The following is a 23,149-nucleotide window of genomic DNA, read 5'->3' as shown; positions in this document are numbered from 1 at the left end:
GACAGGCCCCGGCACCGACCCCCGCTCCCGCGCCGCATCCCGCCGCGGCAGCCGGTGACGGCTTCCGGAAGGAAGTGCCCGACGAGGTGCCCGCGAGCGCCTCCTCCGCGTCCACGGAGGAGGAGACGCCACCGGAGCGGCTGGGATCCGATCTGTCCGGACGGCAGCGGCTGGTGAAAGGCCTGTGGCCGCCACGGATCACCCGGGCCCAACTCATCGTCGCTCTCCTGCTGTTCGGCCTGGGCTTCGGACTGGCCGTCCAGGTGGCCTCGAACAGCGAGGGCGACAGTGCCCTGCGCGGCGCACGCCAGGAGGATCTCGTCCGCATCCTCGATGAACTCGATGACCGCACAGAGCGTCTTGAGGACGAGAAGCAAGGACTCGAGGAGCAGCGCGACGAGCTCGAGAACAGCTCGGACCAGGCCGAGGAGGCTCGCCGGCAGACGCTCGAGAGGGAACGCCAACTCGGCATCCTGGCGGGCACGGTGGCTGCACAGGGCCCCGGCATCACGTTGGTCGTCGAGGACCCGAAGGGGATGGTCGAGTCGAACATGCTGCTCGACGCGGTCCAGGAACTGCGCGCGGCCGGCGCCGAGGCCATTCAGGTGAACGGCGTACGGGTCGTGGCGGGCACCTACCTGTCGGATTCCGGCGACGGAGTGAGCGTCGACGGGAACAAGATCACCGCCCCCTATCGTTTCAAGGTCATCGGCAAGCCGCAGGACCTCGAGCCGGCGCTCAACATCCCTGGAGGAGTGGTGCAGACTCTCGAGAAGGAACAGGCCACCGCCTCGGTGGAGCGATCGACCAAGATCGTCGTGGATGCCTTGCGGTCGGCGAAGCAGCCTGGCTACGCTCGGTCGTCCTCGCAGTGAACCGGGGGTGCATGGAGGGCGACCGGCGGGAGCAAGAGGTTGCGGGGGGTCGGCGCACCGAATGGGTGGTGCGTGGTGGAAACTGTCTGGTGGATACGGACGTTGTGAGGATGTCCGGGTCGGCCAGTGTGTTCAGTCAGGGTTCGTCCTGCCCCACGGGCGGGTCTGTTGAGGTCAAGGGGAATCGCCCGTGAAGTTGTTTGGGAAGTTGTTCGGCAAGAGCGCGCGAGAAGGCCGCGACAATGCGACCGCTCGTCATCGCGCACAGCCCGACGCGGAGGCACCGCGTCCGCTGTACCGGGATCAGGTCGGCGGTCCGGGTGAGAACGTTGCGGGAGGCCAGGGCGCGCCGTCGGTTGACCCTGCGCAGTCGAGCGGCATAGGTTTCGGGCAACCGTCAACCTCAGGTACGGGTGGAGGGTTCTCCGCCCCGTACGCGTCCCAGGCCCCCGGTGGGCAGGAGGATCCGTCCATGTCGGCCTTGGTGTGCACGAGGTGCGGTAACCGCAACGCGGAGAACAGCCGTTTCTGTTCGAACTGTGGAGCCCCGCTCAGGCCCGGAGCCGTCCCGGAGCGTCCCTCCGAGACGACGTCCACCATCTCCATCTCCGGTCTCGAGGCGTACGACGCCGAGGTCACCGGCCAGACGCAGGTGCCGACGCTGTCCCCGGAGGCGCAGGCGGCCGTCGACGCGCTGCCGATGGGGTCCGCGCTCCTGGTCGTGCGCCGCGGGCCGAACTCGGGCAGCCGCTTTCTGCTGGACGGCGATCTGACCACGGCCGGACGCCACCCGCAGAGCGACATCTTCCTGGACGACGTGACGGTCTCCCGTCGGCACGTGGAGTTCCGCCGCAGCCAGGACGGTTCGTTCACAGTGGCCGACGTGGGCAGCCTGAACGGCACGTACGTCAACCGCGAGCGGATCGACCAGGTCGGTCTGTCGAACGGTGACGAGGTGCAGATCGGCAAGTACCGGCTGGTCTTCTACGCGAGCCAGCGGGGCTACTGACCCTCCCCGGACTCCGTCCGGGACACCCTGACCCCAGGGAAGGTCCATGCTTCATACACCGAGCGGCGGTGCCGGGCACGGTACCGCCGCCGCGGAAACTGGACTGATGAGTATCGGCACGGTGCTGAACGTGCTGCGCGAGGAATTCCCCGAAGTCACCATCTCCAAGATCCGCTTCCTGGAGTCGGAGGGGCTCATCGAGCCGCAGCGGACCCCCTCGGGGTACCGCAAGTTCAGCGCTGGGGACGTGGAGCGTCTCGGCCATGTCCTGAGGATGCAGCGGGACCACTATCTGCCGCTCAAGGTGATCCGCGAGCACCTGGACGCCATGGAGCGCGGCGAGGCCCTCCCGCTTCCGGCACTGGCCCGGCCGCGGGACGGGGAAACCGGCCCCGAGCCGTCCGCCGACCCGCCCGCGACGGTGGCCCGGATCGGGAGGGCGCAGTTGCTGGCGGCGGCCGGCGTCGACCAGCAGCAGCTCGCGGAGTGGGAGTCGTACGGGCTGCTCGCGCCGGTCGAGGACGAGGTGTACGACGCCGAGGCGGTCACCGTCGCCGGCCTCCTCACCGAGCTGGGGCGGTTCGGGATCGAGCCGCGGCATCTGAGGGCGATGAAGGCCGCCGCCGACCGGGAGGCCGGGCTGGTCGACCAGGTCGTCGCCCCGCTCAAACGGCACCGCAACCCGCAGACCAGGGCGCACGCGGAGGCGCGTACGAAGGAGCTCGCCGGTCTCACGGTGAAGTTGCACGCCGCGCTGGTGAGCGCGGCGCTCGGGGTGCGGCTGCCCTGAGGCGAGAAGGGCCCGGATCGGCCGCCCGATCCAGGCCCGACTACCCAAACGTCCCGGGCACGGCCTAGGGTTACTGTGTGAACGAGCTCGATGTCGTAGGTGTCCGGGTCGAAATGCCCTCGAACCAACCGATCGTGCTGCTGCGTGAAGTGGGAGGCGACCGGTACCTCCCCATCTGGATCGGTCCGGGGGAGGCGACGGCCATCGCCTTCGCCCAGCAGGGCATGGCTCCCGCGCGCCCGCTGACCCACGACCTCTTCAAGGACGTTCTGGAAGCCGTCGGCCAGGAGCTCACGGAAGTGCGCATCACGGACCTGCGCGAGGGTGTCTTCTACGCGGAGCTGGTCTTCGCCAGCGGGGTCGAGGTGAGTGCCCGGCCGTCCGACGCCATAGCGCTGGCACTGCGTACGGGTACGCCGATCTATGGCAGCGACACGGTGCTCGACGACGCGGGGATCGCCATCCCGGACGAGCAGGAGGACGAGGTGGAGAAGTTCCGCGAGTTCCTCGACCAGATCTCGCCGGAGGATTTCGGCTCCAGCAGCCAGTGAGGGGCGTCGGCCGTCCCGCCGAATGCGGCTCGGAACCGCGGTGCGTGAGAGCCTCGCGCGGCCCGCGCGGAGGGCATTCGGCTAGCCTTTCCCCGCGGTGGGGCACGAGAAACCACTCTTAGGGTGATTATCACTCGGCGTGCCGAGTGTGGCGATCGTTGACGCACCCTTGGTGACTGCCTACCGTCGAGGAGGCAGGTCAAGGACGGAGGTCGGCGTGAGAAGCACCGGCGACGGTACGGCTGGGGGTGCCCCCGGACATGGTCTCGGGGTGAGCGGTCCGTACCCTCCCCCAGGCTCTCAGCTCCGCGCGAGCGGGGCGTATGCCCATCACGGCAGCGCGGCCGATCCTGCTCCGCAGCGACCGGCGGCCGTGCCGAGCAGCGGAGGGGCGGCGACGTCCATGGCGTCCGAGGAGATCGGCTACCGGGGCCCGACGGCCTGCGCGGCCGCCGGCATCACCTACCGGCAACTGGACTACTGGGCCCGCACGGGGTTGGTCGAGCCGAGTGTGCGGCCCGCCCATGGCTCGGGGACACAGCGGCTGTACAGCTTCCGGGACGTCGTCGTCCTGAAGATCGTCAAGCGGTTCCTGGACACCGGTGTCTCACTGCAGAACATCCGTACCACCGTCCAGCACCTGCGGGAGGGGGGCTTCCGCGACCTGGAGCGCATGACGCTGATGAGTGACGGCGCCACGGTCTACGAGTGCGGCACGCCGGACGAGGTCCATGCCCTGCTCCAGGGCGGCCAGGGGATCTTCGGGATCGCCGTGGGCGTGGTGTGGCGGGACGTCGAGAGCGCGCTGTCGCAGTTGCACGGGGAGCGCGTCGACACCGGGGAGACGCTGATCGGCCCCAACCCGGCGGACGAGCTGGCGAGGCGGCGCAACCGCGCCGTCTGAGCGGTCTGCGCTGCCGGGCGGTCTGCGCTGTCCGGGGCGGCGGCACGCCCGGCGGGGCATTGTCAGTGGCGTAGGGCAGCATCGGGGATGTGAGATCCGCGCCCACAGTCCTGCATCTCGACATGGACGCCTTCTTCGCCTCGGTGGAGCAGGCGTCCAAGCCGAGCCTGCGCGGGAAGGCCGTGATCGTGGGCGGGCTCGGGCCGCGCGGTGTGGTCGCCACCGCCTCGTACGAGGCCCGGGTCTTCGGTGTCCGTTCAGCACTGCCCATGGCGCAGGCGCGGCGGCTCGCGCCGAACGCGGCGTATCTCGTTCCCCGCTTCGCGTTCTACCGGTCGATCAGCGGCCAGGTGATGGAGCTGCTGCGGGCGCTGTCGCCCCTGGTGGAACCGTTGAGCCTGGACGAGGCGTTCGTGGATCTGGAGGCCGGAGGGGCGGCCTGGGACGAGCGGTCCGCCCGGCTGGCCGGCGCGAAGCTGCGCGCGGACATACGGGCGGTCACGGGACTCACCGGATCGGTGGGGCTGGCGGCCTCCAAGATGCTGGCGAAGATCGCCTCGGAGCAGGCCAAGCCGGACGGGCTGGTGCTGATCGAGCCGGGGACCGAGCGGGCCCTGCTGGCGCCGCTGTCGGTCCGGACACTGCCGGGTGTCGGACCGGCCACCGGCGACCACCTGCGGCGGGTCGGCATCCACACGGTCGGGGACCTCGCCGAGGCGGGAGAGGACGAGCTGGTACGCCTGCTCGGCAAGGCACACGGACACGCCCTGCACGCCATGTCCCTGGCGAAGGACGATCGGTCCGTGGTGGCCGAGCGGGAGACGAAGTCGGTGTCGGTCGAGGACACCTACGACGTGGACATCCACGACCGGGTGCGGGTCGGGGTGGAGGTACAGCGCCTCGCGGACCGCTGTGTGCGCCGGCTGAGGGCAGCGGGGCTGTCGGGACGGACCATCGTGCTGAAGGTGCGGCGGTACGACTTCTCGACGCTCACTCGCTCCGAGACCCTGCGGGGGCCCACGGACGATCCGGCGGTGGTGCGTGAGGCGGCGGCGCGGCTGCTGGACTCGGTCGACACGACGGGCGGCGTGCGGCTGCTGGGCGTGGGGGTCAGCGGGCTCGCCGACTACACGCAGGAGGACCTGTTCGCGCAGGCGGCGGGGGAGCCGGACAAGGAGCCGCCGGGCGAGGAAGCGGAGGCGGCAGTGCCGGTGGAAGAACGGCAACAGGCGGGCGCCGAGCGGCGCTGGCCGGCCGGGCACGACGTAAGGCACGGCGAGTACGGCCATGGGTGGGTCCAGGGCAGCGGCCTCGGGCGGGTCACGGTGCGGTTCGAGACGCCCGGGTCGGCGCCGGGGCGGGTGAGGACCTTCCGGACCGACGACCGGGCCCTGCAACCCGCGGATCCGCTGCCGTTGGTGGAGCGAGGACCTGGGGACAGCGAGGACGGCGGGAGAGACCCGAGCGGCGAGAACGGTCAGGACGGTGACGGCCGGGGCGGTGAGGGCGCCCACGGCGGGGCCGACGGCGACGCCCGGGCTGCCCAGGACGGCCGGGCCGCCCGGGGCAGCCAGGGTTCAAGGGCCGGTACGGGGGCGGTGGCTCGGGTGCGCCGCGGGTGACGTCGTCAGGCGGAGTCGTCCCTGCCGGCGAGCCTGCCGAAGTCGTGGTCCGGGAGCGGGGCCGGAGGGGCCGTGTCCAGGCCGTAGTGGTGGTAGAGCTGGAGTTCCTGCTCCGGGGAGAGGTGGCGGCCCACACCGAAGTCGGGGGCGTCCTTGATCAGAGCGCGTTCGAAGGGGATGTGGAGGCCGCCGTCGATCAGCTCGCTCGGCTCCAGGGGGACGAAGGCGTCCCTGCTGAACAGGCCGGTGCGTATCGCCGCCCACTCCGGCACGCCGGTGGCGTCGTCGAGGTAGACCTCGTCGATCGTGCCGATCCGGTTGCCGTTGCGGTCGAACGCCTTGCGGCCGATCAGGTTGCGCGGATCGATGTCGGTCTGCACGGGCCCTCCACGGGTCGCAAGGATTCGTCAGCACTACAAAACGGCACAATCGGCGGGGCGGCCACTCGAAAGTCCGGGTCTTGCCCTCGCTGGTACCCTGGCAGCGGCTGCTGACCCCGTGCGGGAGAGCCCTCTTTGCACCATCGGAGGGCGCCGAAGGAGCAAATCCTCCCCGGAATCTCTCAGGCCCACGTACCGCATGGACGAGGTCACTCTGGAAAGCAGAGCGGGTGTCGACGGCTCCCGCTCTCACCGACGGTGAAAGCCGGCCGCCCCGGGCGGCCGGTGAAGCTCTCAGGTTGAGATGACAGAGGGGGAGGCCGTCCGGGCACCCGCCGTGGTGCCCCTCGAAGGTCGTCGGACCAGGAGGCCTCCGCACATGACCGCCCATCGCATTCCCCTCTCCGAGCTCGAACAGGGAACGCCCTTCGAGCAGCGTCACATCGGCCCCGACCACGAGGCCCGCGCCAAGATGCTCGCGCAGGTCGGCTACGGCTCGCTCGACGAGCTGACGGCCGCCGCGGTCCCGGATGTGATCAAGAACGCCGACGCGCTGGACCTGCCGGGCGCCCGGACCGAGCCCGAGGTGCTGGCCGAGCTGCAGTCGCTGGCCGACCGCAACGAGGTGCTCGGCTCCATGATCGGGCTGGGGTACTACGGGACCTTCACACCGCCCGTCATCCTGCGGAACGTCATGGAGAATCCCGCCTGGTACACGGCCTACACGCCGTACCAGCCCGAGATCTCGCAGGGGCGGCTCGAGGCGCTGCTGAACTTCCAGACCATGGTCGCCGAGCTCACCGGCCTCCCGACCTCCGGTGCCTCCCTGCTCGACGAGGGCACCGCGGCCGCCGAGGCGATGGCGCTGTCGCGCCGCATGGGCAGGAACAAGAAGGGCCTGTTCCTGGTCGACGCGGACGCGCTGCCCCAGACCGTCGCCGTCATCCGGACCCGAGCCGAGCCGGCCGGCGTCGAGGTCGTCGTCGCCGACCTGAGCGAGGGCATCCCCGCCGAGGTCGCCGAGCGTGAGATCAACGGCGTGCTGATCCAGTACCCGGGCGCCTCCGGTGCCGTACGCGACATCAAGCCGGTGATCGACCGGGCGCACGAGCTGGGCGCGCTCGTCACCGTCGCCGCCGATCTGCTCGCCCTCACGCTGCTGACGTCCCCCGGCGAACTCGGCGCGGACATCGCGGTCGGCACGACGCAGCGCTTCGGCGTACCGATGGGCTTCGGCGGACCGCACGCCGGATACATGGCCGTGCAGGAGAAGATGGCGCGCAGCCTGCCCGGCCGGCTCGTCGGCGTCTCCGTCGACGCGGACGGGAACAGGGCCTACCGGCTCGCGCTCCAGACCCGCGAGCAGCACATCCGCCGCGAGAAGGCCACCAGCAACATCTGTACCGCCCAGGTGCTGCTCGCCGTCATGGCCGGCATGTACGCCGTCTACCACGGCCCCGAGGGGCTGAGGACGATCGCGTGGCGCACCCACCGCTACGCGACCGTCCTCGCCGAAGGGCTCCGGGCCGGCGGCGTGGAGATCGTCCACGGTTCCTACTTCGACACGCTGACCGTCCGGGTCCCGGGGCGGGCCGCCGAGGTCGTGGCCGCCGCGCGGGACAACGGCGTCAACCTGCACCTCGTCGACGCCGACCTCGTCTCGATCGCCTGCGACGAGACCACCACGCGCGACCGGCTCGCCGCCGTGTGGAGCGCCTTCGGTGTCGAGGGAGACGTCGAATCCCTGGACGCGGCCGCGCGGAACACCCTCCCGGACGCCCTGCTGCGCGCCGACGAGTACCTGACGCACCCCGTCTTCCACCAGCACCGCTCCGAGACCGCGATGCTGCGCTACCTGCGCAGGCTCGCCGACCGCGACTACGCGCTGGACCGCGGCATGATCCCGCTGGGCTCCTGCACCATGAAGCTCAACGCGACCGCGGAGATGGAGCCCATCACCTGGCCCGAGTTCGGGCAGCTGCACCCCTTCGCGCCGGCCGGACAGGCCCAGGGCTACCTCACGCTCATCCACGAGCTGGAGGACCGGCTCGCGGAGGTCACCGGCTACGACAAGGTGAGCCTCCAGCCCAACGCGGGCTCCCAGGGCGAACTGGCCGGGCTGCTCGCCGTCCGCGGCTACCACCGGGCCAACGGCGACGACCAGCGCACCGTCTGCCTCATCCCGTCCTCCGCGCACGGCACCAACGCCGCCAGCGCCGTCATGGCCGGCATGAAGGTCGTCGTCGTGAAGACGGCCGAGGACGGCGAGGTCGACGTCGACGACCTGCGCGCGAAGATCGAGCGGTACCGCGACGAGCTGTCGGTGCTGATGATCACCTACCCCTCGACGCACGGGGTGTTCGAGGAGCACGTCGCCGACATCTGCGCGGCCGTGCACGAGGCCGGCGGCCAGGTGTACGTGGACGGCGCGAACCTCAACGCGCTGGTCGGGCTGGCCAAGCCCGGACACTTCGGCGGGGACGTCTCGCACCTGAACCTGCACAAGACCTTCTGCATCCCGCACGGCGGCGGCGGTCCCGGCGTCGGCCCGGTCGGCGTGCGGGCGCACCTGGCGCCGTACCTGCCGAACCACCCGCTGCAGCCCGAGGCCGGGCCGGAGACCGGGATCGGGCCCATCTCGGCGGCGCCGTGGGGCTCGGCGGGGATCCTGCCCATCTCGTGGGCGTACGTCCGGCTGATGGGCGGCGAGGGGCTCAAGCGGGCCACCCAGGTGGCGGTACTCAGCGCCAACTACATCGCCAAGCGCCTCGAGCCGCACTACCCCGTGCTGTACACCGGTCCCGGCGGGCTGGTCGCGCACGAGTGCATCATCGACCTGCGCCCCCTGACCAAGGCGACCGGTGTGAGCGTGGACGACGTGGCCAAGCGGCTGATCGACTACGGCTTCCACGCGCCGACGATGTCGTTCCCGGTGGCCGGGACGCTGATGATCGAGCCGACCGAGTCCGAGGACCTGGCCGAACTCGACCGGTTCTGCGAGACGATGATCGCGATTCGCGCGGAGATCGAGAAGGTCGGCTCCGGCGAGTGGCCCGCGGACGACAACCCCTTGCGCAACGCCCCGCACACCGCCGCCGCGCTCGGTGGGGAGTGGAAGCACGCGTACAGCCGTCAGGAAGCCGTCTTCCCGACCGGCGTGAGTGCCGCCGACAAGTACTGGCCGCCGGTGCGCCGCGTCGACCAGGCCTTCGGCGACCGCAACCTGGTGTGCTCCTGCCCGCCGCTGGAGGCGTACGAGGACTGACGCGCCGGGCGATCCCACGGGACCGGTACCGACGACCGGGACCGGCGACCGAGGAGCAACGACCGGTACCGGTACAGGTCCCGGGACCTGTACCGAGGAGTGGAAGGGCTCCGCTTCGGCCGTGCGGCCGGGGCGGAGCCCTTCGTCGTACCCCGCCTGCCCTGCGGGGCCCGGGCCCAGGGCCTGGGCAGGGCCGTTTCCGTGCGTCAGACGCGGTCGATATGGACGTTTGTCGATTTCACCCGCGCCGTGGCCTCCATGCCGACCTCCAGCCCGAGCTCCTCGACGGCCTCGCGGGTCAGCAGCGAGACCAGTCGGTGCGGGCCCGCCTGGATCTCGACCTGGGCGGCCACGTCGCCGAGCTTGATCGCCGTGACGATGCCGGGAAAGGCGTTGCGCGCCGAGGTGTACGGCGTGCCCTCCTCGGCCGTGCCGGCCTTCGCGAGGTCCACCGAGAACGCGGCCAGGTCCCGCCCGTCGATGAGCCGCCGTCCTCCTTCGTCGCGGTGGGTGGTGACCCGGCCCGCGTCCGCCCAGCGGCGAGCGGTGTCCGGGCTGACGCCGAGCAGCCGCGCTGCCTGGCCGATCGTGTAGGACTGCATGCCGATCACGATAGGGCGGGCGGCGGGGCCGGGCGGCGCGGGGGCGATGAGGGTGAGTGGTTCCGCACCCTCGACCGTAAGGTTCGCCGGATAATTCGAAAGTTTTGTATGCCGCGGCGGAAATGATGCGGCGCCGCTCGGCGTCTTGGGGATCGTCGCCGCGCACTGATGGGCCGCTTCGAACCGGACCTCCTGAAGAACCGTGGTCCGGAGGGCCGGTGGCGGCGGCGAGGGCGCAACGGACCGGCCCACGGGCGGGAGCGTCGCCCTCCGGAGGGCGACGGGAAAGCTCGGTCCGGCCCCGGTGGACGGCCGCCTCGGTGCGCGCGGCGCGGGCCGGAGGCGAATTCACCGTGTACAAGGGGTTGCCACCGTTTGTCGGCTGTCTCTAGGGTGCGGCAACAGCGCATGTTTCTGAATCTATTCCGAAACTTTCGAACCAGTGAGTGGGTGTGGAGATGTCCGCCCCTGACTCCAAGGAGCGCATGACATGGGCGACCCGGCACTGTCCCGTCGCGGCTTCCTGGCGGCCTCCGCCGCGGCCGGCCTGGGCATCACGGCACTGAGCGCGTGCGGCGGCGACTCGGACGGAGGGTCGTCGGGGACGACCACGATCGAGTGGTGGAACATCTCCACCACCCAGCCGACGAAGGACGTCTGGGCCGCTCTCGCCCGGAAGTTCGAAAAGCAGAACCCCACGGTCAAGATAAAGATCGTGCAGCTCGAGAACGACGCCTACAAGTCCAAGATGACCGCGCTGACCGCCTCCGGGAAGCTGCCGGACATCTTCCACACCTGGGGCGGCGGCGTACTCGAGCAGCAGGTCGACGCGGGGCTCGTCGAGGACCTCACCGGCTCCACCAAGGCGTTCGCCGACGGTCTGCTGCCGGTCGCCAAGGAGCCCTACCTCCTCGACGGCAAGCTGTACGGCATCCCGTTCGACATCGGCATGGTCGGTTTCTGGTACAACAAGGCGCTCTTCAAGAAGGCCGGGATCGCCGAGCCCCCGACCACGTGGAGCGGGTTCCTGGACGCGGTGAGCAAGCTGAAGGCCGCCGAGGTCACGCCGATCGCCCTGGCGGGCAAGGAGACCTGGACCGGCATGTACTACTGGGCGTACCTCGCGATGCGCACCGCCGGTATCGAAGCCCTCGCGAAGGCCGACGCGGACAACGACTTCTCCGGCCCCGACTTCGTCCGGGCCGGAGAGCACCTCACGGCACTCGTCGACCTGGAACCGTTCCAGAAGGGCTTCCTCGGCGCCTCCTACTCCACTCCCACCGGCCAGGCCGCCGCGGTCGGCAACGGCAAGGCGGCCATGGAACTGATGGGCCAGTGGGCTCCCGTCGTCGAGGCCGACGCGGGCAAGGGTCTCGGCGACGATCTCGGCTTCTTCCCGTTCCCGGCCGTCGAGGGTGGCAAGGGCACCATCACCGAGGTGTTCGGCGGGGGCGGCGGACACGCGCTGCGCCGGGGCGCGCCGCAGGCCGCGGTCGACTTCCTGGAGTTCTTCGCCTCCGAGGCGACGGACCGTGAACTGGTCAAGGAGACCGGGGTGCTGCCCGTCGTTCCGGCCGCCGAGGCGGCGCTGACCGACGCCAACCTCCAGGCCGTGCAGAAACAGCTCAAGGGCACCACCGGCTTCCAGCTCTACCTCGACCAGGCCTACGCCCCCGCTCTCGGCCAGGAGATCAACACCTCCGTCGGCGCTCTCATCGCCGGCTCCAAGTCCCCCGGCCAGGTCGCCGAGTCCATCACGAAGACGGCGAAGGAAGAGCAGTAGCCGACGATGGCCTCCACGTTCCTTCCGGACAAGAGGACCGGCCCCGAGACCGATCTCTCGCCCCCGCCCACCAGTGCCGCGCGCGGACGCCGACGCCGCCGCGCGCGGCACTGGCTCACCGCGGTCGGCTTCCAGGTGCCCGCGCTGGTGCTGTTCGGCGTCCTGGTGCTGCTGCCGATCCTGTTCGCCGTGTACGCCGCCTTCTTCCGGTGGGGCGGCTTCGGCATGCCGTCCGACTTCGTCGGCGGCGACAACTTCGTCCGGCTGTTCCAGGACCCCGTGTTCCTGGGCGACCTGTGGCGCTGCTTCCTGCTGGTCGCCCTGTCGCTCGTCCTCCAGCTGCCGTTCGCGCTGGCGCTGGCCGTGGCGCTGAACCAGCGCGTACGCGGCCGGGCCGTCTACCGCATGCTGTTCTTCGCCCCGTACGTACTGTCCGAGGCCATCACCGGCGTGCTGTTCGCGATGATCTTCGCCCCTGGTGAAGGGCTCGCCGACGAACTCCTGGGCAAGGTGGGGCTCGAGGGCCTCGGCGGGGAATGGTTCGCCGATCCCGACATGGTGATGGCGACCCTCTTCCTGGTCATGACCTGGAAGTACTTCGGCTTCCACATGATGCTCCACCTGGCCGGACTCCAGTCCATCCCCAAGGAACTGACCGAAGCTGCGCTGATCGACGGCGCGGGCCCCTGGCAACGCTTCCGCAACGTCACCCTGCCGCTGCTGGCCCCCACCCTGCGCATCAGCATCTTCCTGTCGGTGATCGGCGCCATCCAGCTGTTCGACCTGGTGTGGGTGATCACCCAGGGCGGTCCCGACCACCACTCCGAGACCATGGCCGTGACCATGTTCCAGTACGGCTTCAAGCGCTACCAGGTCGGCTACGCCAGCGCGATCAGTGTGGTCATGTTCGGCATCAGTCTCGTCTTCGCCCTCGCCTACCAGCGTTTCGTGCTGCGCCGGGACCTCGAAGGGGCGACCACGACCATGCGCGGAGGCGGAAAATGAGGCTCCCTCAGAAGCGGGCCGGCCTCGGCACGTCCGTGTCCGCGCCGGTGCCCCCGGCCGCGTCCGCGAGCGAGCCCGGGGCCGGTTCCGGAACCGGGGCCGTGCCCCGGCCCCCGCGCCGGCGTTCTCTCCGGACCCTGCCGTTGCATCTCGTCCTGATCGCCGTCGGCGCGGTGATGGCCGTGCCCCTGCTGTACGCCGTGCTGTCCGGGTTCAAGTCCACCGACCAGCTCTCCGGCAACCCCGTCGGGCTGCCCGACCCGTGGGTGGGCGCCAACTACACCGGCATCCTCGTTTCCGGCGACTTCTGGCGGCTGGTCGGCAACAGCACACTGATCGCGACCGCCACGGCCCTGATCGTGGTCGCGGTGTCCGCGCTGGCGGCGTTCTCCTTCGCCCGGTTCGCCTTCCGGGGACGGGAGGTGCTGTTCACGCTGTTCACGATGGGGCTGATGTTCCCGTTCGCGGTGGCCGCGCTGCCGCTGTTCCTGCTGCTGCGTTCCATGAACCTGCTGGACAACCCGCTCGGCGTGATCCTCCCGCAGGCCGCCTTCGGCCTACCGATGACGATCATCATCCTGCGCGGATTCTTCCGGCAGATCCCGGGGGAGCTGGAGGAGGCGGCCACGCTCGACGGCTGCAGCCCGTTCGGCTTCTTCTGGCGGGTGCTGCTGCCGATGGCGCGGCCCGCGCTGGGCACCGTCTCGGTGCTCGCGGTGGTCACCAGCTGGAACAACTTCTTCCTGCCGCTGCTGGTGTTCACCGACGACACCTGGTGGACCATCCCCATAGGCGTCCAGCAGTTCCAGGGCCAGTACTCCGCGGACACCGCGCGTGTCTTCGCCTACCTCGTCCTGGCCATGGTTCCCGCGCTCGCCTTCTACTCGGTCGCCGAGCGCCAGCTCGTCGGCGGCCTGACCGCGGGCGCGACCAAGGGGTGACGCACACGCGCCCGGTACGTGACGGAGTGTGACAGGCCTGGATACGCGTCGGGGCCGGGTCGCGGGAGTCCCGCGGTCCGGCCCCTGGTGTTCCGTGGGCGGGCTCCGCTCCGCCCGGCAAAACTAGGCGGTGGTCATCACCTGGATGGCGCCCCGGGAGCGCTGCGGGGCGATGCACCTGCCGTCGGGCAGGAGTTCACCGGTGTCCTCGAAGAGCACGACACCGTTGCACAGCAGGCTCCAGCCCTGCTCCGGGTGGTGCGCCACGAGGCGGGCGGACTCCCGGTCGGCGGAATCGGCTGCGGGGCAGGGTGACTGGTGCTGGCACATGGATGGGATCTTTCGCTCTGGCGTGACCTGTGGGCTGGCTGTCGTTTCAGTTCCGCGGCGTGAAGCTTCGTTCATGGCCGCCCCCCGTGGTGATGGGCCCGTCGAGACAGGCCGGTCGGAAATCAAGTGTTGCCCCTCGGGCGGCGATCCGCAGGGATTTCGCGGCACCGCCCTTCACAGATTGATGACGCGTCACCCTGGTGGACGGTTCAGCTCAACTGCCCTGTCACTTCGGGTGGTTCCGCATGGCCGGATGAGGCTAGTCCGGTCCGGGGCTCCGGTTGCTCCGGTGCCCAGGCCACGTCGGACTTCCTCGTGGTTCCGGCGAGGGCGTGCACCGCCGCCGGCGGTCCGGCGGCGGTGCACGGAAGAGCGAGGTGCGGGAGAAGGAGGCGCGGGAGGGGCAAGGGCGCGGAAAGAGGGCTCGCGAGAGGTGAGAGACGTCAGGCGGGCGAGCCGAGCAGCCGGTCGGGCGTGACCCGGTGGGTCAGCACCGGGAGGAGTTCGGCGGCCCGGTACGGGCGGTGGGCCGCGATGCCGGGCGGTGCCGGGGCGAGCGGGACGAGCAGGTCGGTGGCTGCCGGATGGCCGGTGGCGCCGTCCGCGGTGCGGTCGCCGTGCAGCCAGAGGGCCAGCATGTAGAGGCCGGGTACCGACAGCAGCCGGGGCTGGTACGGCTGCGGCAGGGCCTCGGCCTGGCGCAGGGCCAGTTCGGTGGAGGCGATGTAGGGGCCCTCGAAGAAGCGGGAGAAGGTCCAGCCGTCGGGGGTGAGTACGGTGTCCGCCGCGGCCACTGCCTGGTCGCCGCAGCGGATCAGGAAGCGCCAGCCGGTCAGGCGCGTCGCGGACACGCCCTCGGTGGTGACCCGGTCCAGGACGTGCACGGGCAGTGGCAGTTCGGGTGAAGCGGTCCCCTCGGCACCGAGGAGGGAGGGAGTTCGGGCCTCGCTGACCGCGGTGGGGGAGGACAGTGCGGTCAGGACGGAACGCAGTGCGGGCGCGGGAGCCGGGGGGACATGCAGGGGCATGGTGGGTCGCCTCTCATTCGAAGGCACGGTGACGCGAGGGCGGGGCGGACGGCGCTGTCAGCTCGCGGAGGCCGGAAGGCAGGGGCCGGGGGTCTGAGTACGAGAGGTGGGGGGTGAGGAGTGCCGCACGTCACCTCGTCGGCTGGATCACTCGACCGTGGGCGCCAACCTTCTGCCTTGTCCATGGAGTTTATACGACGCGTGTTCGGAGTATGTTTCGGCTAGCCTTTTTCGACCCGCGGAACAAGGGTACTTCTGGACGATGAAACGGGGGAATTATCCCGATTCTCGGCCAGCTATAAGGCGATGACCTCGATAAATGGCCGCGCAGTGGTAGGCCTATTGTCGTCGGCGTTTTTCACGAGTTCGCCGTCGCCTTGTAACGTGCGCTGCCGATCATGTGCCGGCCATGCCGCGTGAATGTGCCACTGGTCACCTTCGATCAGCGTAGCGGCCGACAGGTCACTTCGGGGCGTTATCAATCGCATCCGCTGGGCATCCTCCCCTGTGGACCGGGACCCGGCGGCCGGTCACCGAGCCGCCCGTCAGAGAAGGAGGGAGGCTTCGATGGGGGAGAAGGTCGTGGCAGGCGGGTTCGACCTGTCCGATCGCCAGCGCTACCGCGACAAGCTCCGCAGGTGTCTGACGGGTTTGGAGCGACTCCTGGCGGAGAAGCGGTTCGACCGCCCCAGGAACCTCATGGGGCTGGAGATCGAATTGAATCTCACGGGTACCGACGGGATGCCCAAAATGTTGAATGGGCAAGTCCTCGAGCGGATTGCGAGCCGCGACTTCCAAACAGAACTCGCCATGTTCAACCTGGAGGTCAACATAGCCCCACACCGTTTGGACGATCGGGTATTCGACCGGCTCGCCGAGGAACTGCGCACCTCCCTCGCGTACGCGGACCGGAAAGCCGCCGAGGTGGACGCAGGAATCGTGATGATCGGCATTCTGCCGACGCTGGACCGCGACGACCTGGTCTCCTCGAACCTCTCTGCCGTCGACCGCTACACCCTGCTCAACGAGCAGATCGTGGCCGCCCGCGGGGAGGACTTCAGACTCGACATCGAGGGGGTGGAACGCCTCCGCTGTACCTCCAAGTCCATCGCGCCGGAGGCCGCCTGCACCTCGGTGCAGCTGCACCTCCAGGTCACCCCGGCCCGCTTCGCCGACGTGTGGAACGCGGCCCAGACGGTCGCCGCCGCCCAGATCGCCGTCGGCGCCAACTCACCCTTCCTCTTCGGACGTGAGCTGTGGCGCGAGTCCCGGCCGCCGCTGTTCCAGCAGTCCACCGACACCCGTCCGCCCGAGCTCCAGGCCCAGGGGGTGCGGCCGCGCACCTGGTTCGGTGAGCGCTGGGTCGGCTCGGCGTTCGACCTCTTCGAGGAGAATCTGCGCTACTACCCCGCACTCCTGCCGATCTGCGACGACGAGGATCCGCTCGACGTGCTGGACCGGGGCGGCATCCCCTCGCTCGCGGAACTCGTCCTGCACAACGGCACGGTCTACCGCTGGAACCGCCCGGTCTACGACGTCGCCGACGGCGTGCCCCACCTACGGGTGGAGAACCGGGTCCTGCCCGCCGGGCCCACCGTCGTCGACGTGGTCGCCAACGCGGCGTTCTACTACGGCCTCGTCCGTGCCCTCGCGGAGGACAGCCGTCCCGTGTGGACCCGACTGCCCTTCGAGGCCGCCGCCGCCAACTTCGACGCCGCCTGCAAGCACGGCATCGACGCCCGCTTCACCTGGCCCCGGCGCGGGCGTTACGGGGGCACGGCCGAGGTGGACGCGGTCACCCTCGTACGCGACGAACTGCTGCCGCTGGCCGAGGCGGGACTGGACGCGTGGGGCATCGAACCCGCGGACCGGGACCTGTACCTCGGCGTGATCGAGGAACGCTGCCGGCGCCGGCAGAACGGCGCGAGCTGGCAGGCCGCGACCTTCCACCGGGCACTGGACGGGGGCCTGTCCCGGGAGGCGGCGCTGGCGGCCACCACCCGGCGCTACCGTGATCTGATGCTGCGGGGCGAGCCGGTGCACGCCTGGCCCGTCGGGCTGCCGGAGCCGGTGCCCGCGGGCTGACCCTCCGAGCGGGCGGGCGGACGCGCCCCGGACAGCCGGAAGGAGGGCCGCCCGAGGACCGCCGACGGCACGGCCGGCCGCGGAAGGGCACGGGGCCACCGGGTGCGGCGCCACCGGGTGTGGACCGCCCGTCGGGCCCTCGACCGGTGCCTTCATACTGAACCGATCGGACGGATCGGTGATGTGGAGGCAGGTGTGCAGGCGGAGGCGGGCCCGGAGGCCGATGCGTATCCTCGGCGGCTCACGCGGAAGACGCTCCGCGACGAGACGCTGCTCGTGCTCGCGGTGTCACTCGGTGCGAGCGCGGTGTCCGCGCTGATCAGTTTCGTCGGCTCGGTCACCCGGCCGGGCGGCCTGAAGGACCAGGCGGCCACTCTGAACGGCTCGGCGGCACCGGGCCGTCCCTGGCTCGACCTGGCCTGGCAGCTCTTCGGAATCACCAGCGCGCTGGTCCCCGTCGCGCTGGTCGCCCACTTCCTGATCCGCGAGGGCGCGGGACTGCGCACCCTCGGCTTCGACCGCACCCGGCCCTGGTCCGACCTCGGCCGCGGGGCGGCGGTCGCGGCGGCCATCGGCAGCAGCGGCATCGCCTTCTACCTGGCCATGCGCGGCCTCGGCTTCAACCTCACCGTGGTGCCCGAGGCGCTGCCCGAGGTGTGGTGGAAGTTCCCGGTACTGATCCTCTCGGCGATGCAGAACTCGATTCTCGAAGAGGTCATCGTCCTCGCCTATCTGCTGCGCCGGCTCGAGCAGTTGGGCTGGTCGCCGGGCGCCGCGATGGCGACCAGTTCGTTACTGCGCGGCTCGTACCACCTCTACCAGGGCATCGGCGGCTTCATCGGCAACATGGTCATGGGCGTGGTGTTCGTCCACCTCTACCGCCGCTGGGGCAGGGTGGGGCCGCTGGTGGTCGCGCACACGCTGCTCGACATCGGGGCGTTCGTGGGGTACGCGCTGCTCGCGGGCAAGGTGGGCTGGCTGCCTACCGCGTGAACCGATTCGGGAAGGGGGCGTGCGGTGGTGCCGTACGCCCCCTTTTCGTCCCCGGGTCCGGCTCAGCCCGCCGGTCCGTCGTGTTTCATGGCCCCGCCGCTCGGCAGTGCGGCACTCTGCAGCTCGCCTTCGATGACGGTCACCGCCCGGCCGCCCAGCAGGGTGCGCTCGCCGCGCAGTTCCGTACGGACGCGGCCCGAGCGGGGTGAGGCCTGGAGGCCGGTGAGGGCGGTGCGGCCCAGGCGTTCGGACCAGTAGGGGGCCAGCGCGGTGTGAGCGCTGCCGGTGACGGGGTCCTCGTCGATGCCGACGTTCGGAAAGAAGCAGCGGGAAACGAAGTCGTATCCCAGGGACGGGTTTTCCGCGCGGGCGGTGGCGATGACGCCGCGCGCGGAGTGGGCGCCGAGGGCCTTGAGATCGGGCCGCAGGGCGTGGACCGTCCGCTCGTCGGAGACCTCGACCAGCAGGTCGCCGACGTTCGGACCGGTGTCGAAGGCCGTGAGCGGCTCGGCTCCCAGCGTCTCGGCGAACCCTTCGGGAAGGGTGAGGGGGGTGAGCGGGGCCGTGGGGAAGTCCAGGGTCACGGAACCGTCCTCGGCCGGCGTCGCGACGAGGACGCCACTGCGGGTGGCGAACCGGACGGGGCCCTCGTGGGAGCCCGTGGTGTGCAGGACGTGGGCGGTGGCGAGGGTCGCGTGGCCGCACATGGCGACCTCGGCGACGGGAGTGAACCAGCGCAGCGCCCAGTCGGCGTCCCCGCTCCCGGGCAGCGGGTGCGCGAAGGCGGTCTCGGCGTGGTTGACCTCCAGGGCGACGTTCTGGAGCCAGCCGTCGTCCGGGAACGTGTCCGTGTCCAGGAGCAGGACTCCGGCCGGGTTGCCGGCGAAGGGCCGGTCGGTGAAGGCGTCGACGATTCGAATGCGCATCCCCCGACGGTAGGGCGTGGACAAAGCCGCGGGCCAAGGCCAATCCGAAGACACCGGACCGGATTCCGGCGCTGATCCGGTGGCCGGCCGTCAAGGAGTCGGGGCGGCCTCGGACCCAGGGGGTGGCGTCGGTGGGGCGAGGTAGTTCGCCCGCCCCTCGTCGTCGAGTTCGAAGGGGCCCTCGGGGATGATGCAGAACTCATTGCCCTCCGGGTCGGCCATCACCAGGAAACCGCCGTCCGCGTACTCCGCCGGCCGACGCCCGCCGAGCGCCTCTACCCGCCGCTGCTCCGCAGCCGGGTCGGGTGAGGTGATGTCGAAGTGCATGCGGTTCTTGCCCGACTTGGGCTCGCCGGTCTGCTGGAAACCCAGACCCAGGCCGTTCTCGCGCCGTATCCACACGTAGGGCCCCGTGCGGCCCACGACCGGGCGGCCGAGCAGCTCGGACCAGAACGCGGCGAGCCGCTCGGGGTCGGTGGCGTCGACGACGAGGGCGTTGATGCGCAGAGGCGAGTCGGCCATGCGCCGATCCTCTCAGGGATCCCGACGCCGCCGGCCGTGTCGCCGCCGGTTCCCGCCCCGCCGACGGTTCCCACTCCGCGCTCCGCGTAGCCACGGGACAGAGCGGTCGCCGTGACGGCAGGGGTTGTCGACACCACCTTTCCGATATATCGTTGAGGTATCGCGACAGGTCAACGATGGAATGGAGAGTGGCTGCGATGCGTACCCATGGTTTCGAGCATGGACATGGTCACGGTGGTCCGAGGGGCGGCCGGGGCGACTTCGACAGGCTGCGGGCCGCATTCGGGCCCTTCGGCCCCGGCGGGCCGGGCGGCCCCGGGGGCCCCGGCTTCGGTCCGGGCTTCGGGCACGGTCCCTGGGGCGGACGAGGGCGCGGCGGGCCCAGGGGAAGGGCGCGGCGCGGTGACGTACGGGCATCGATCCTCGCCCTGTTGAAGGACCGGCCGATGCACGGCTACGAGATGATCCAGGAGATCGCCGAGCGCAGCGGCGGAGCGTGGAAGCCCAGCCCCGGCTCGGTGTACCCCACCCTCCAGCTGTTGGAGGACGAGGGGCTGATCGTCAGTGAGTCCGAGGGCGGCAAGAAGCTGTTCGCACTCACCGACACCGGTCGCACGGCGGCCGAGGAAGGTCCCGAGGCGCCTTGGGAGGAGGCCTCCCGCGGGGTCGACTGGGAGGCGCTGAGCGAGATCCGGCAGGCCGGGTTCGGCCTGATGGAGGCCTTCGGGCAGGTCTGGAAGACCGGCAGCAAGGAGCAGCGCGAGAAGGCGCTCGCCGTCGTCAACGAAGCCCGCAAGAAGCTGTATCTCATCCTCGCCAACGACGACTGAGGGTGGGGACTGAAGGCTGAGCCCGGGTGCCTGAGGTACCGGGTGGCCGGCCGGTGTGCACGTGGTGTCCCGTGGAGTGATCCACGGGGCACCGTCGTGTCTGCGTGTCTGCGTGCCTCCGCGCCGACCTCGACCAGGCGGCCGTCTCTTCGGCTCGAGCTGCGGTGGCGGGTGTGCCCCGAGGGGAAGCGGGGCTGATTCTCCTTCCCAAGGAGGAGATTGCGGACCGACGTGTCCACTTCCTGTGGGACAGGAAGATGCTCCCCGCCGGGGATGCCACGGACCCGCGGGGCTGATGTGGTGGGAGACGTGCAACACCGTATCCCCCGGCCGTCGGCCGGCAAGGCCCAGGAGCAGGGCGTTCACCGCGCGGAACACGGTGCCGGACTCAGTGTGGAGCTGGCGGCGGTGGTCGGCGGTGCCCGCCGCAGGGCGGTCAGGGACGCGGACCGCCAGATCGACACCGCCCATCTGCTGCACTCGCTGCTGGAGTCCGACGCCGAGGTGCGCGCGGTCCTCGGGGAGGAGTCGCGGACCGCCCGGCTGCTCGGCTACCTGGTCCAGCGCAGCATCGGCTACGGCCTGCGCTGGCAGAGCGCCGTCGAGGACTCCGGATCCGCCCCGGTGGTGGCGCGGGCCGCCGGGTTCTCGCCGCTGGCGGCGGCCGGTCTGGAGTACGCCCGCGAACGCGCCGCACGTCATGGCGGGCCCGCGCGCGGCGTGGACCTGCTCGCGGCGATCATCGCGGACCCGCAGGCGCGGGCGGTGGAGGTGCTCGAGCACGCCGCCATCGACTTCCGTGACCTGTCCGCCCGGCTCGAGGCATGGGCCGGCGACCCCGCTTGCTGAGAGGCCGAGGGGCTGAGAGCGGGGTGAGGGCCGGGCGGCTTTCCGCCGGGCGGGCTCTCCGCCGGGCGGCGGTTCCCTCCTGCCGCCGGACCATCGTGTCCAGCCGTCCAGCCCATGAGACAGGTGTCATGGGGGGTGACGCTCCTGTCGACGCCTGACATCATGTGCCGGTGTCTACCTCTGCCAGCACTCGGAACGCCCGGAGCACCCGTGGGAAGGGCGTCGGGCTCGGTCTCGCGCTCCTGTCCGCGGTGGCCTTCGGCGGATCGGGAGTCGCCGCCAAGCCGCTGATCGAGGCGGGCCTGGACCCGCTGCACGTCGTGTGGCTGAGGGTGGCGGGTGCGGCCGTGGTCATGCTGCCGCTGGCCGTGCGCCACCGGGCTCTCCTGCGCAGCCATCCGGCGCTGCTGGCCGGGTTCGGGCTGTTCGCCGTCGCCGGGGTCCAGGCCTTCTACTTCGCCGCCATTTCCCGTATCCCCGTCGGCGTCGCGCTGCTCGTCGAGTACCTGGCGCCCGCGCTCGTCCTCGGCTGGGTGCGGTTCGTGCAGCGGCGGCCGGTGACCCGGGCGGCGGCGGTCGGTGTGGTGCTGGCGGTGGGCGGACTGGCCTGTGTCGTGGAGGTGTGGTCCGGCCTCGGCTTCGACGTCGTCGGACTGCTGCTCGCGCTCGGCGCCGCATGCTGCCAGGTCGGCTACTTCGTCCTCTCCGACCAGGGCAGCGACCACGGCGACCGGGCGCCGGACCCGCTCGGTGTGATCGCCTACGGTCTGCTCGTGGGCGCCGCCGTCCTCACCGTCGTCGCCCGCCCCTGGTCCATGGACTGGTCGGTGCTCACCGGCAGCGCGCGCATGGACGGCACACCGGTCGCGGCCTTCGTGCTGCTCGCCTGGATCGTCCTCGTCGCCACGGTCGCCGCGTACGGCACCGGAGTGCTCTCCGTGCGCAGGCTCTCGCCGCAGGTCGCCGGGGTGGTGGCCTGCCTCGAAGCGGTCATCGCCACGGTGCTGGCCTGGGTCCTGCTCGGCGAGCACCTGTCGGCGCCGCAGATCATCGGCGGCGCGGTGGTGCTGGCGGGCGCGTTCATCGCCCAGTCCTCGGCGCCGGCCAAGAGCCCCGACCGCCCGGTGGCGAGCGGGGGAGCCGAAAGAGAGTTGTCCACGCGGGGAACGTCGATCTAGGGTGCTGATCATGCATGCGCGTGCACTTGTTCTTCCGCCGCCCGCCGTCTGAGGCGGGCCCTGAGCTCCCCGCGCCCGGCGCGCTGCCGCCGGGTGTCGTGGTGCTGCCCGCAGACGCAGTCCGCGGGCCCCGCGGGACCGGTTCGATCCGGCTCTGATCCGGGGCCTCCATCCGGCCTTTCGCGCAGCGCAGGCACTTCTGCGAGGGGTGCGTACGCGCGCGTATCTGTGTGTATCTGCGGAGAGAAAACGTGTCGAACACCGTCTCCGGCCTGCCCGTCGGGCGAGGCCTGCTCTATCTGATCGTCGCCGGCGCCGCCTGGGGCACCGCGGGCGCCGCCGCGTCACTGGTCTACCGGACCAGTGACATGGGGCCGATAGCCCTTTCCTTCTGGCGCTGCGCGACCGGCCTGGCGCTGCTGCTCGGCGCCCGGATGCTGGTGCCGCGCGCCCGGACCGTGGTGACCGAGGCGCCGGGTCCCCGGGTGCGGCGGGCCGTGGCCACCGGGGTGGGGCTCGCCGTGTTCCAGACGGCCTACTTCGCGGCCGTCGCCGCCACGGGACTCGCCGTGGCCACCGTCGTCACCCTCGGCGCCGGACCCGTGCTGATCGCGCTCGGCGCGCGACTGTTCCTGGGGGAGCGGCTCGGCCGGGGCGGGGCCGCCGCCGTCGTGGGGGCGC

The 23,149-nt window shown here is 70.9% G+C and carries 22 protein-coding genes and 1 riboswitch; of the genes, 16 read left to right on the top strand and 6 right to left on the bottom strand.

All coding sequences use genetic code 11. From position 1 onward, the window contains the following. The 6 genes from AOK11_RS30740 to AOK11_RS30715 form a co-directional block, all read left to right on the top strand. A partial coding sequence (locus AOK11_RS30740; protein ID WP_055596970.1) for a DUF881 domain-containing protein occupies positions 1-875 on the top strand: 875 nt, incomplete at its 5' end. Between the two features lie 190 nt (positions 876-1,065). Then, positions 1,066-1,884, top strand: a complete 819-nt coding sequence (locus tag AOK11_RS30735) for an FHA domain-containing protein (RefSeq protein WP_079035192.1) — start codon at positions 1,066-1,068, stop codon at positions 1,882-1,884. Positions 1,885-1,930: 46 nt separating this feature from the next. Next, positions 1,931-2,674, top strand: a complete 744-nt coding sequence (gene ftsR, locus AOK11_RS30730) for a transcriptional regulator FtsR (protein WP_055596966.1) — start codon at positions 1,931-1,933, stop codon at positions 2,672-2,674. 77 nt (positions 2,675-2,751) lie between these two features. Next, complete coding sequence (locus tag AOK11_RS30725) at positions 2,752-3,225, top strand: bifunctional nuclease family protein (RefSeq protein ID WP_003988851.1); 474 nt, start codon at positions 2,752-2,754, stop codon at positions 3,223-3,225. Positions 3,226-3,442: 217 nt separating this feature from the next. Continuing rightward, the gene (locus AOK11_RS30720; RefSeq protein WP_079035191.1) at positions 3,443-4,129 is read left to right on the top strand and encodes a MerR family transcriptional regulator; all 687 of its coding nucleotides are present in this window, start codon (positions 3,443-3,445) and stop codon (positions 4,127-4,129) included. 89 nt (positions 4,130-4,218) lie between these two features. Continuing rightward, positions 4,219-5,751, top strand: a complete 1,533-nt coding sequence (locus AOK11_RS30715; RefSeq protein ID WP_079035190.1) for a DNA polymerase IV — start codon at positions 4,219-4,221, stop codon at positions 5,749-5,751. Positions 5,752-5,756: 5 nt separating this feature from the next. Here the strand turns inward: AOK11_RS30715 and AOK11_RS30710 are convergent, their stop codons facing one another. Continuing rightward, the gene (locus tag AOK11_RS30710; protein WP_055596964.1) at positions 5,757-6,131 is read right to left on the bottom strand and encodes a PRC-barrel domain-containing protein; all 375 of its coding nucleotides are present in this window, start codon (positions 6,129-6,131) and stop codon (positions 5,757-5,759) included. Between the two features lie 111 nt (positions 6,132-6,242). Continuing rightward, positions 6,243-6,339, top strand: a riboswitch (glycine riboswitch). Positions 6,340-6,510: 171 nt separating this feature from the next. On the opposite strand from AOK11_RS30710, the gene gcvP reads away from it, so the two are divergent. Further along, positions 6,511-9,396, top strand: a complete 2,886-nt coding sequence (gcvP, locus tag AOK11_RS30705; protein WP_055596963.1) for an aminomethyl-transferring glycine dehydrogenase — start codon at positions 6,511-6,513, stop codon at positions 9,394-9,396. Positions 9,397-9,602: 206 nt separating this feature from the next. Here the strand turns inward: gcvP and AOK11_RS30700 are convergent, their stop codons facing one another. Further along, a complete protein-coding gene (locus AOK11_RS30700; RefSeq protein WP_055596962.1) occupies positions 9,603-9,998 on the bottom strand; it encodes a TOBE domain-containing protein in 396 nt (131 codons plus the stop codon). 490 nt (positions 9,999-10,488) lie between these two features. Here AOK11_RS30700 and AOK11_RS30695 point away from each other — a divergent pair, with 490 nt between their 5' ends. The 3 genes from AOK11_RS30695 (at position 10,489) to AOK11_RS30685 (ending at position 13,727) form a co-directional block, all read left to right on the top strand. Continuing rightward, entirely contained in the window at positions 10,489-11,781 is a 1,293-nt protein-coding gene (locus tag AOK11_RS30695) for an extracellular solute-binding protein (RefSeq protein ID WP_055596961.1), read from the top strand. 6 nt (positions 11,782-11,787) lie between these two features. Then, positions 11,788-12,786, top strand: coding sequence for a carbohydrate ABC transporter permease (locus tag AOK11_RS30690; RefSeq protein WP_055596960.1), 999 nt, complete (start codon positions 11,788-11,790; stop codon positions 12,784-12,786). Positions 12,787-12,962: 176 nt separating this feature from the next. Then, entirely contained in the window at positions 12,963-13,727 is a 765-nt protein-coding gene (locus tag AOK11_RS30685; RefSeq protein ID WP_240497553.1) for a carbohydrate ABC transporter permease, read from the top strand. A gap of 123 nt (positions 13,728-13,850) precedes the next feature. On the opposite strand, the gene AOK11_RS30680 is transcribed toward AOK11_RS30685, so the two are convergent. Further along, positions 13,851-14,057: a DUF5999 family protein gene (locus AOK11_RS30680; protein ID WP_055596959.1), complete on the bottom strand. Its 207-nt coding sequence runs from the start codon at positions 14,055-14,057 to the stop codon at positions 13,851-13,853. A gap of 443 nt (positions 14,058-14,500) precedes the next feature. Next, complete coding sequence (locus AOK11_RS30675) at positions 14,501-15,085, bottom strand: hypothetical protein (protein WP_055596958.1); 585 nt, start codon at positions 15,083-15,085, stop codon at positions 14,501-14,503. A 567-nt stretch (positions 15,086-15,652) separates the two neighbouring features. On the opposite strand from AOK11_RS30675, the gene AOK11_RS30670 reads away from it, so the two are divergent. After that, positions 15,653-17,170: a glutamate-cysteine ligase family protein gene (locus AOK11_RS30670; protein ID WP_055596957.1), complete on the top strand. Its 1,518-nt coding sequence runs from the start codon at positions 15,653-15,655 to the stop codon at positions 17,168-17,170. Positions 17,171-17,365: 195 nt separating this feature from the next. Then, complete coding sequence (locus AOK11_RS30665; protein WP_055596956.1) at positions 17,366-18,163, top strand: CPBP family intramembrane glutamic endopeptidase; 798 nt, start codon at positions 17,366-17,368, stop codon at positions 18,161-18,163. A 62-nt stretch (positions 18,164-18,225) separates the two neighbouring features. Here the strand turns inward: AOK11_RS30665 and AOK11_RS30660 are convergent, their stop codons facing one another. Together AOK11_RS30660 and AOK11_RS30655 are read right to left on the bottom strand one after the other, a co-directional pair. Continuing rightward, entirely contained in the window at positions 18,226-19,089 is an 864-nt protein-coding gene (locus tag AOK11_RS30660; protein ID WP_055596955.1) for a PhzF family phenazine biosynthesis protein, read from the bottom strand. Between the two features lie 90 nt (positions 19,090-19,179). Further along, positions 19,180-19,611: a VOC family protein gene (locus AOK11_RS30655; protein WP_055596954.1), complete on the bottom strand. Its 432-nt coding sequence runs from the start codon at positions 19,609-19,611 to the stop codon at positions 19,180-19,182. Between the two features lie 197 nt (positions 19,612-19,808). Here AOK11_RS30655 and AOK11_RS40875 point away from each other — a divergent pair, with 197 nt between their 5' ends. The 4 genes from AOK11_RS40875 to AOK11_RS30630 all read left to right on the top strand — a co-directional run. Beyond that, positions 19,809-20,441: a PadR family transcriptional regulator gene (locus AOK11_RS40875; RefSeq protein WP_079035189.1), complete on the top strand. Its 633-nt coding sequence runs from the start codon at positions 19,809-19,811 to the stop codon at positions 20,439-20,441. Positions 20,442-20,750: 309 nt separating this feature from the next. Further along, entirely contained in the window at positions 20,751-21,290 is a 540-nt protein-coding gene (locus AOK11_RS30640; RefSeq protein ID WP_055596968.1) for a Clp protease N-terminal domain-containing protein, read from the top strand. A gap of 164 nt (positions 21,291-21,454) precedes the next feature. Further along, complete coding sequence (locus AOK11_RS30635; RefSeq protein WP_055596951.1) at positions 21,455-22,468, top strand: EamA family transporter; 1,014 nt, start codon at positions 21,455-21,457, stop codon at positions 22,466-22,468. A gap of 251 nt (positions 22,469-22,719) precedes the next feature. Next, a partial coding sequence (locus AOK11_RS30630; protein WP_157869484.1) for an EamA family transporter occupies positions 22,720-23,149 on the top strand: 430 nt, incomplete at its 3' end.

Source organism: Streptomyces hirsutus (assembly GCF_001418415.1).
Lineage (GTDB): Bacteria > Actinomycetota > Actinomycetes > Streptomycetales > Streptomycetaceae > Streptomyces > Streptomyces hirsutus.
The sequence above is the reverse complement of the archived record's forward strand: the minus strand, read 5'-3'. Positions and strand labels throughout refer to the sequence as shown.